General features: G+C 32.6%; 6 protein-coding genes. 2 read left to right on the top strand and 4 right to left on the bottom strand.

The features are described 5' to 3' along the window. Window positions 1-718: 718 nt before the first annotated feature. Window positions 719-862 (top strand): hypothetical protein, encoded by a 144-nt coding sequence (locus tag MAGTDC_RS04070; RefSeq protein WP_192572893.1) that lies wholly within the window; start codon window positions 719-721, stop codon window positions 860-862. 2228 nt (window positions 863-3090) lie between these two features. After that, entirely contained in the window at window positions 3091-3252 is a 162-nt protein-coding gene (locus MAGTDC_RS04065; RefSeq protein ID WP_278046842.1) for a hypothetical protein, read from the top strand. A gap of 51 nt (window positions 3253-3303) precedes the next feature. On the opposite strand, the gene MAGTDC_RS00305 is transcribed toward MAGTDC_RS04065, so the two are convergent. The 4 genes from MAGTDC_RS00305 to MAGTDC_RS06130 form a co-directional block, all read right to left on the bottom strand. After that, the gene (locus tag MAGTDC_RS00305) at window positions 3304-3483 is read right to left on the bottom strand and encodes a hypothetical protein (protein ID WP_146656534.1); all 180 of its coding nucleotides are present in this window, start codon (window positions 3481-3483) and stop codon (window positions 3304-3306) included. Between the two features lie 406 nt (window positions 3484-3889). Beyond that, a complete protein-coding gene (locus tag MAGTDC_RS00300; RefSeq protein ID WP_192572891.1) occupies window positions 3890-4114 on the bottom strand; it encodes a hypothetical protein in 225 nt (74 codons plus the stop codon). Window positions 4115-4967: 853 nt separating this feature from the next. After that, a complete protein-coding gene (locus MAGTDC_RS00295) occupies window positions 4968-8960 on the bottom strand; it encodes a DNA-directed RNA polymerase subunit beta' (protein WP_146656532.1) in 3993 nt (1330 codons plus the stop codon). A 9-nt stretch (window positions 8961-8969) separates the two neighbouring features. Then, window positions 8970-10967 (bottom strand): DNA-directed RNA polymerase subunit beta, encoded by a 1998-nt coding sequence (locus MAGTDC_RS06130; RefSeq protein ID WP_462138611.1) that lies wholly within the window; start codon window positions 10965-10967, stop codon window positions 8970-8972. Window positions 10968-10975: the final 8 nt, after the last annotated feature.

The following is a 10975-nucleotide window of genomic DNA, read 5'->3' as shown; positions in this document are numbered from 1 at the left end:
AACATTATTAATAAATATAACTTTAATCATAAACAAATTAATCTAAGATGATATTACATCCGATCGATCCAACGAAATGATGAAGAAGTGATTATAATAACTCACAATATAAAAGTATAAACATGGTGTTTCAACGTTGTTATCACGTTGGGTATAATTAATTAAATAACAAAGAACTTATAACGTTGGTATGTTGTTATCAGGTATAACAATTTATATCGATATTATCAAATAGATGTTAAACAAATATGTCTACAATAATATATACAGAGATATTGAACCGAATTAATACCAGATGATAAATGGAGATGTAAATCAGTCAATTATTACCTTGTTTTTATGTGTTTATGGTTGATGATAATGATGAAAGGATTAAATAATTCAATTACACTTCAAAATCCGAGGTATACATCTTTGAGATATATTTATAACGATTATATATATTAAATTATCACTGGATTCGGATTAAAACAACAAAAACCAACCGATTAAATAAATGTGACACTATTAATTAACCACAACAATATACATTAAACTTTAATTTATAATTTTGTTGTCAATAATTAATCAGATCCAATATACCAACCATTTGTGTTGTTTAGTTAAACATTGAATCGGATATTGATTTATCAAATAACTTACAATCCGAATCAACATCATTCTTGTTTCGGTTGTTGCTGTTAATAACGTTTAGGTAACCGTAAACAGGGACGATATGGTGGGTGTTGTAAACGAACAAAGAAGTTATAAATCAGATAATTGAAACATCCAATGGATCAGAGAAATATCAAACACTACCATGTTTCAAAGTAATCTTAAATACAAATGTTTAGAGAATAAAACCACTTCATGTAAACTGTAACAATTACCAATGAATACAGATGATGGAAAACTACTTGAAGGTTGTTAAAATTGAAACATCGGACGTTGGTAACAACATCCACTTACATCAGAACATTAATAAACCACATCTTATTACGATATGTTACCATGAATAGAATTACATGAAATACCAACATTGGGTATCATTAACATTGGAAGATATAGATTTGTAATAAGAATATTAATCGACTTGTTGGTGTCTACAATGATATCTGGATTAATAAATTGTGGTAACAGTTGTGTCTAAATGTAGAAGAAGGGAACAGACACATGAAATAATCTCAATGATAAGTTGTAAAGTTTAAATCTCATCGGTTATAAATTTATATTTAATGTTAACAACACGATTCGGATCAAAAAATCTATTGGTGATATCGACGTAAACGTGATGGAATTTTATCAAAACAACCACATCATTTTAATTAATAAACAAATTATCTTAATAAAATAAAACGAACATGATGATTTTGTTGTGTTGTACAATTTTAACTTAAAGTAATTTATAACTATATATATATAAATATTGGATTAAAACTAATCTGAATTTAGTATACTTAACGACAGGTTTGTTGAACCATTAACTGAAACATGGGATAAACATTGTAATTACTAAGAAGTTTCATTGAGGACCGAACCTTTTAGGTCAGAGAAAGGAACATCTTCGTACCCGTTGTTTACGGTCGGAACTACCTGTTGTCGTTGAACAACGTGGTTATAATCTTTTAAAAGAACCAACACATATCCTACCTTCATCGGTTTTTAATCCATTACTTCAATTTCTAACATCATTGGTAACAAACAGTACCATTCTTTTAATTAAAAACATTTAGCCACCTAACATCATGTCAACTCGTTTGGTTTAATTAACCTAAACAAAAACGATTATATCGGAGATTATATCGGATGTTAACTTCAATTAGTACAACAGGTATAGGTTTCAATAATAGTATTAATATCAGTTAAAACCACTTGTTTCTTTGTAACAAATCCATTACCACCATGTTTGTTTTAATCGAATAAACAACTACCTGTTGTTACCATTTTGTTTAATGTGGTTCGTTAATACGAAAACAAACACGAACATGTTGTTATTATCCCGATTAATGAGTAAACTACTTACAACGTTTACATTAAATTCCGATCAAGCAAACAGATGTAATAAGTAGAGATAACCAGGAAAGAGGTAATAAGTTCATGATGGTAGATGTTCGATCTTGGATCGAATGATAAGATTTTATCGATGAAATGTAAACCATTGATGTCATGTTGTTTTCGATAACATTGAACAGATATGGGTTTTATTTGAGGATTTTGTTAGATAAACCAATGTTGACTTGGTATTGACCAGTCCAAACGTTTAAAAGATAGAAGTTACATCTTTGTTAGCCATTAGAAATAATCCATGAGTATACAGATAAATATAAATACCGATGTAGTTGGAAGAGAAGTATGGTAAGAGTAATTGGATCACACCAATGTTGTAATTGGTTTTTAAGAATAACAACAGGTAGTAATCAAGAAATGGATAAATATGATAAATATGTAATTGGTAAATTAAATGAACGGAACAAATACTTGTTACATTGGAGGCAACAAACGATGACTTAGACATGAGAAGATCAAGAGAAGTATCTAATCATGATGAGAAGAAAAAGGAAACGGTTATTAGTAAGAGTTAAACGAACTGAGATGATAAAATATATGTTGAAGTTAAGATAAACAAATGAGGTTATGGATTTGTATGATATAGATTGATATGAAATGTTGAGATTGTTGTGGTGTTTACTAAATTAAGATTGATATTAACGTAAAGATGATGGTGAATCAGAAGATGTAAACGTTTTATTGTTAAGAAGGTATTGATCTGGTTATATTGGTTATAATATCTCTGTTTTATATGTTGTTTTGTTTGTTTTTGATAAAATTAGTTAAATGTTGATAAAAACTCCGATGTTTGTTTATAACCCGATCAGTTATATGTTGTATGTTGGTAATAATTGGGATCGGTCTAAACTATTGAAGATGTTTTATGTTCAACGGATTAATCATTCTCACGATCTGTTTTCTTAAGTCATTAATAACATGTTTCTGGTAATCGATAGGATTTATATTCGTCACTGAACGTTGTTACTTTCCATGAAACCCAACAGCCTATCACTAATCAGGTATTAATCACTGTTTTGTTTACTCATACATGATAGTGTTAGGATGATTCTTATGGACACTAAGAGAATTATCAGATCGAACAGAACTGTGTTATCCATTGATTTAAAACCTGTTATCAGTATGAACGTTGGAACAGATTATCTAAATCATTTATGAAACATTGGTATCTTCGGATCAGTTACAACCTTGTGATCAGGTTGTTAGTTATACATCGAAATAATGGTGTTTGGTACCAACATCGTTGTTAAGATTTTGTTATAACCTCAATGACCATCCTAACATCGGTACTCTAATGTCATCTGGAACCACTCATATATTTCTTCGTTTTATTAAATAAACAGTTGAAGGTATAACCAAAATCAAATAGGTTACATATGACCATTTGGCTTGATGTAAACATGGAACATTGATGTTAATGCCATTAACCAAGTACATGTTGTTACTATTTCATCGGTCCATTTCAACATGCCAATAACAACACGGAGATTACCCGTTGCCAACACAACGTTGATGTTTAAATGTTATCGGTCATTATTGCCAATGTGATTGTAAACCCATATCATTTGATCGATAATAGAAGTGGTTGTTGTAATTAAATTTATTTATATCATCGGATGTTTCAATCAAAGTAGTATTAATCCACTAGATCATTACCGATCATTAACATTGACTTTGTTTGATGATCAGTTTGGTTAACCATTTAGAAACATTTAGTATCCGAACAAATGGCTCCGAACCAACATCCCATCGTTTGATTACAACAAAATGTACTTACTATCGGGAACATATTTATGTCATTAACATCAATAATTATTAATAAACTTAGATTAATCGAAGATGTTTACACATCGGTTCCTTTATTGACTCCGTGTTCACTGCCATCTTCTTCATACTCCTCATAGTCTTCGTCGTCATCATCGACTTCCTCATCAGAGTTCTCATAATATTCTCGTTCATCTTCTTGTTCACAAACAGCATCGAAAGATTCTAATGAAACAAACATGTGAAAGACCAACCATCTATAATCTGCCAACAACCACAACATGCTCGATATTGGACTTAACATAAATTGATATTTTGTTATTAACTTATCTTGTTACCTTGTTCGGATCCTACATAATATCTTTCTTTGTAATATTCAAACACAGATCCGAATTCAACATCTTATTACAACAACCAGACCATGAATTTGTTAACCATACTTATAAATATACCATTATAGACCGATCGTTATTACTCAACCATTTATGTGGTTAACACATCGGTGATACATGATAACTTCTTATGACAAACAGGCATGTTTGTTTTGATGTTGCCGTTGAACCTTGATCTTAATCTCCATTGTTATCCGGATGTAGATCTCAATTGATTACCATAAAATGGTCACCTCATGTTGTTAATCTTCGGTATTAACATCGAAATACGTATGATAACAGGTAGGTATAGGATAATATTTAGTAACATAAATTATATCTTAGATTGGAACATGGTTGAAACCAACATATGAGTTAACAACAGATAAATAAGATTTCATGCAAACAGCTATGCTCCCTTGATGTTACTGATGGTACTGATTTGGTAATTACATGTTAAATCGATCAACATTTTATCAACAATTTAATCGATTACATCACATGTTTAACATACATTCCATGACGTCAACATGTTCATGGTCTTCGATTTATCAAAGATATCTTTTATATAAAATTTATAATACTACACTTAAAAATAAACATAGAAACAATTGGAACGTTTCATTCGGATACCAACCAACCACCATCAAAACTTAGACATTATCCTATCTCACAACGTTGTTGTCAATCGAACCATGTGTTCACTCGATATCATGTTGTTAATAAAACCATTAAACATACTATAAACAATTCATGTTATGATGTGTTGGTAGATGTTCTTGGTATCTAACTACCAGGTTGTTGTAATAATTTCATCTTCTTATGCTTACTTGTTGTTAAACCCGTACCAATCAATGGTAACTTACCTAATATCATCCTATCCTTTATATCGGTTACAATGTAGTCAATACCAGATAATATGGCTTTAATAATAATCTTTATGGTACCTTGAAATGAAATTGCTGACAGTATTGAATTTCCATCTATGCAACCCTGGGTAACACCAATTATTTTTCTTCTTCCAACTGCCAACCTACCACATAGTATACTTACATATTTGTTGATCCTGGCAAAATCCTGTCAATCGTGATCACTGCCAATACCCAAGGTTGAATCACCTGGATCGGATATGTTTATAATGTTCATCATTTGTCTCAAAACCATCTCAATGTGTTTACTGTTTACGTTTACTCCTTGGACGTTGTAAATCTCTTGAATAATTTCAATAAAATAATTATATAAACCGTTATAACCATATGCATCAGCATAATTCGATAGATCAGTCTCTCCGGACATTACAACCGTACCTCGTTTCATCATCTTGTTGTTATTGGTAAACGGTCCAACGTTTACACCAGAAAATATCAATGGCCATTCATCCAACCTCATCGGATCAATAATAAATATACCATTACCATTGCCATCTGTACCATATCTTGGAATACTATCGGTATTACATATAACAGAATTGTTGTCTTCGGCTATACTGTTATCTAATAACTTCGATAATCTTTCGAAACCTTCGGTCAATGTTATCCTGTTGATAGGTTTATAACCAGATACAACCTCAAAAAGTACACCGAACGCATTAACATTTAATCCTGGTTTAACTATGAAATTGATTTTATCCCAAACAGATGAACAACACAATTTTATCCGTTTGCCAACGTTCAGGCAAATAAGTGGAATTTTGTTAGCTAATAGTTTTGTTTTAATATTTCTTCCAATTAAATTTCGGTTGTTATTAGATCTATTTAAGTTTAAGCCATATTTCAAACATTCAAATGTTATGATGCCATTTGTTAAAACCAAGATGGTGTTTGATTCGACACAATTAAAACATAAAACTTCACCAACGTTAACACAATCGTTATTATGAACTAATAAACGAGAACCTCGGGATAGTTTATAACTTCGGATTTTGTTAGTGTTTTGTATGATCGATAAAATACATTTAGAAGTAGTTACAATTATATCGAGATCGGTTGAACAAACACATGAAAGGTATTCGATTTTAATAATACCTGAGAACGGTGATGTTAAACACTTTTCAAGATCTTGTGTTTGTTTCTTGTGATCGGCTTCGGTTAATCCATGAAAGGTTCTTAACGTTAACTGAGTTCCAGGTTCACCGATTGATTGAGCTGCCAAAACACCAACAGAATCACCACGTTGAACTATATCTCCACTACTTAATTCTATCCCATAACAAAGTTTACAAACACCGGATGTTGCTTGGCATGTCAACGGAGATCTGATTCATAATTGATTACCACAACAAGTTAATATCTTACTTACATTCGTAACAGAAATTAATTCATTCTTTCTTGCTATTACCATCCTATTCGAAAGTATATCTCTTAGTAAAAACCTACCAATCAATCTGTTTTTAATAAAATCCAGATCAATAACAGGATTAACACATAAACCATCCTTGGTATGGCAATCCATCTCATCTATCACTCATTCCCTCGTTGTTTCAACAAGTTTTCTCGTAAGATAACCAGAACTTGCCGTCTTCAATGCGGTATCCATTAATCCTCTTCTAGATGAATATGTACAACAGAAAAGTTGAATTAAACTTAAACCTTCATTATATGAGTTCAAAATTGGTAACTTACTTTGTTGTTCATTGAAATCAACGACATATCCCTTCGAACCAAGTAATTGTTGTACTTGAGACACCGTTCCTCGTGCACCTGAATTAACAATCATCTGTATTGCCGTTTGATTTAAACTGTTACTATATGTTTCTAAATTTATATTGTTATATACATCGGTCAACATCTTATGTCATATCTTTGAAAACGTTGGAAGTTTTATTTTATCGAGTTTATCAGATCAGGATTTGTTTATAACCGATCGTACATGATTTAGAAGTTCCTTTTTATAACTTGAAGTATCGAATTCAGACCTTGACAATGACAGACCGGATCGTGTTACATATTTAAATCCTATTTTCATCAAACGTTCACAAAATACTACCATTTGTTGTCGTCCACATTTTTCGTTAACCATTATAATGACATCATGAATAAATTGTTTGGTTAATTCCGGATCATCTCACTCATAAATAAAATTACAACTACTTGGTACTAGTTCCGATATCAACAAACGACCTGGTGTTGTAAAGATGGTAACTCGTATGTTGTTCTTAATCGTAGTGAATTTTACTTTAGTATGTAAACTAATTTTTCCATGCACAAGTGCTTTGGTTACTTCAACATACGATGAAAGATGTATATCGCTGTGTTCCGATGATGTTAAGGACATGTAATACAGACCAAGGATCATGTCTTGGGATGGCAGGATGCATGGATCACCATGGGCCGGATGGAACACATTGTTTCCAGCCATTAACAACGTTGTGGCTTCAATTCTGGCTTTTAGACTGAGTGGAACATGTACTGCCATTTGATCACCATCGAAGTCAGCATTGAAACCAGAACATACCAATGGATGTAATCTTATAACCTTTTCATTGGTTAACTTCACTCAAAAAGCTCTCATGCTTAACTTATGCAACGTTGGAGCTCGATTTAACAACACTGGACAATATTTAATTATCTCTTCTAGAATTTTGTACACCATCTGTCGATCACAATCCAATAAATATCTTGTGTTCCCTTGTCCTCTAATTCCATGTTCCAACATTAGTTTAGAATGAATGAATGGTTTGAACAATTCAGCTGCCATTGATCTCGGTATTGCACATTCGTTTATTGATAAATCCGGTCCTGGTACTATCACACTCCTACCTGAATAATCTACCCTCTTACCTAGAACGTTGTGTCTGAACCGACCGCTCTTACCTTTCAACATTTCAACCAATGACTTCAATGCTCCATTGTTGTAACCCACTGGTTCATCTAAACTTCGAGAATTATCTATCAAACTATCAACACTTTGTTGTAACCGTTCTATACTCATAACATACTCATTGAAACCAACCATCCCATGTTTTATTCTTTCAATGTTACCAATAACAACGTTGTTAGCATCGATAACACCTTTGTATAGCTCGTTTAAATCGGAACTTGCTTTTGTATTATCATCTAAAACCACAGATGGTCTTAATTCAGCAGGTAAAACAGGTAAGACGTTTATCACCATTAGATTCAATGACATTTTGTTGTTAATAACTCAATCCACTATCTCAATCTTGTCGTTTACATCGTTCAATATTTCTATCGATTTAACATTACGTTTACTGTCGATTAAGGATCGTTTGAGTTCTTTTAACTGAATCATCGATAACAACAACGTTATGGCATTACCACTGGATTCGACCTCATAACTTTCGGTCTTCATTCATAACTTGCTATAGATTTCTCTCGATATAATTTGACCACGTTTAAATTCTCCTGTATCACATCGTCTGATGACATGAAGTTTACATCTAACTAAATCCCGAACTCTTTCAACGTCCACATTTAACAACGAACTCAGGATGTTTGGCATCGTCTTATAAAACAATGTATGAACCATGGGTGTTGCTAAACTAATATGTCCGAACCTTGATCGTGTTTTTGTTGTATTTCCACCTAAATATACATGGCATACCATACAATCAAATGATTGAGTTAATGTCGGTGTCTTACATAAACATTCGGTTTTATTCCTTGATCCGAATATCTTTGGACAAAACAGACCATCCATAATCGGTTTGCCATCATCATCAAAACTATTACCATTACGTACTTCCCCATATGACCAAGACAGTATGGTCTCAGATGATGCTATTTCGAATTTAATGCTTAATATATCCTTACCAAACATTTGATAACATTATTCTATTTTTAACTTAATATCGATACACATAGCGAATAATTCCTTAATTAAAACAAACACACCTTCATTTCGATATGCTTTATACTTTAGGTTACCATGTTGGATGTTAGTTTTGAGTTCGGATCTTGCTAACATGTCATCACATTTAACAGTTATTAATTCTCTTAGAAAATATGAAGCACCGTAGCTCTGCAACGCCCATACCTCCATCTCACCTAACCTCTGTCCTCCTTTATGAGACTTTCCCTTAAGAGGTTGTTGTGTCACAATCGAATAAGGACCTGTTGATCTGGCATGGATTTTGTCATCAACCAAGTGATTTAACTTAAAAATATATATAATACCAACAGTAGTTTTGTTTTTGAATGGCAAACCTGAAACACCATCGTACAGCTGAAGCTTACCACTGAGATCAATCGTTAATCGTTTGTTAAAATCTTTCAAACATGGTTCGAATGAGAAGTTAAACAACGGACAAGATATCTTTACTCCTTGTGATAATTCAGACAACAAAACCAAGATCATATCTTTTGTTAAGTTATTTATATTCGGATATAATTCAGTAAGCTTTGGTATAACCTGTTCCAATATCCGATCATCATTCGTTTTATAATACATGTTTAATATGTTCTTGAATTCTAATCCTAATTTATAACTGATCAAGCCAAAGTTGGCTTCCAATATCTGACCGATGTTCATCCTAGATGGTACTCCTAAGGGATTTAATATAATATCGATCGGTGTTCCATCGGCCATGAATGGCATATCCTCCTTCGGAACTATCCTCGATATCACACCTTTGTTGCCATGCCGTCCACATATCTTATCACCAACCTTAATTGATTTTATCATAAACAATTTAATCTTAATGACTTCTAGTACTCTCGACTCATCATTCGGATCATTACTGCTCAAACGTTTGGTTAACTTATCGAGTAATATATCTCCGATTTTATGTATATAATTTAAATAATGTTTGAATAGAAATGATAATGCATTACGAATGTAGTTATCCTCTGATGTAAATGGTAACTTTATTGATAAATAATCAGCCATATTCCGTTGTAACAACGAAGAACATCGTTTTATGTATTTGTTGGTCACCATGTTGTAATGACATAAACATTCCTCGTATGCCCCATCATAACCATCATTTCCTTCATTTAACTTTATCCTCTTTACCTCTATAACTGTTGCATGTTCTATCCCATTCGGTACTCTAAGAGAAACATTACTCGATAGATCAATAGAACATCCTTCCTCCTCATCATCACATGCACTATCCACACTCCAACCACCACCATCATCTCCTATATCACTAATCAACCCACCAACATCAAGTTTATTACCTCCATCTTCAATAACCTGTTCACTTCCATCATCTAATTCATCAGATTCATCCATTCCAACATCCGTACCAATTTTAATTACCTTGTTATAACAACGTTGTGGTTTCTTAACAACCTCATGTACATCAAGAAGTACATCTCTATTCCCTCCTTCATCATCCCTAAGAACTAACTTGCCCACTAACACATCTCCTTCCTGGACGTTGCTACCCACTTTAACTATCCCGTTGGGATCTAGATGTTTTCGGTACTTCATTGGTATCTCAATTATATCGGCACTTAATCATTCATCACCATGTTTAGTCTTCATGACCTTTGATTCAAGATCTATTATATGTATTGATTTAAAGATACCTTTGTTGATAACATTTTCCGATAATATTACCGAATCCTCGAAGTTATAACCATGTCAACACATGAATGCCACTAACAGGTTGGAACCTAAACTCATTTCTCCATTACAACTTGATTGACATTCGGCAATAACATCTCCCGATCTTACCATCTGTCCAGGGTTGACAACGGTTCGTATCCTTTGGCATGTTTCTTGGTTTGTTTTTTCAATTGTCGGTAAAGTGTAAACCCTATGTTTTGGTTTATTTGATTCATAAATGATAATTTTGTTTGAAACAACGGCCGTTACCATACCATCAT

Source organism: Candidatus Hodgkinia cicadicola, from assembly GCF_002774925.1.
Note: the sequence above shows the minus strand (reverse complement) of the source record. Positions and strands in the feature narration are given on the sequence as shown.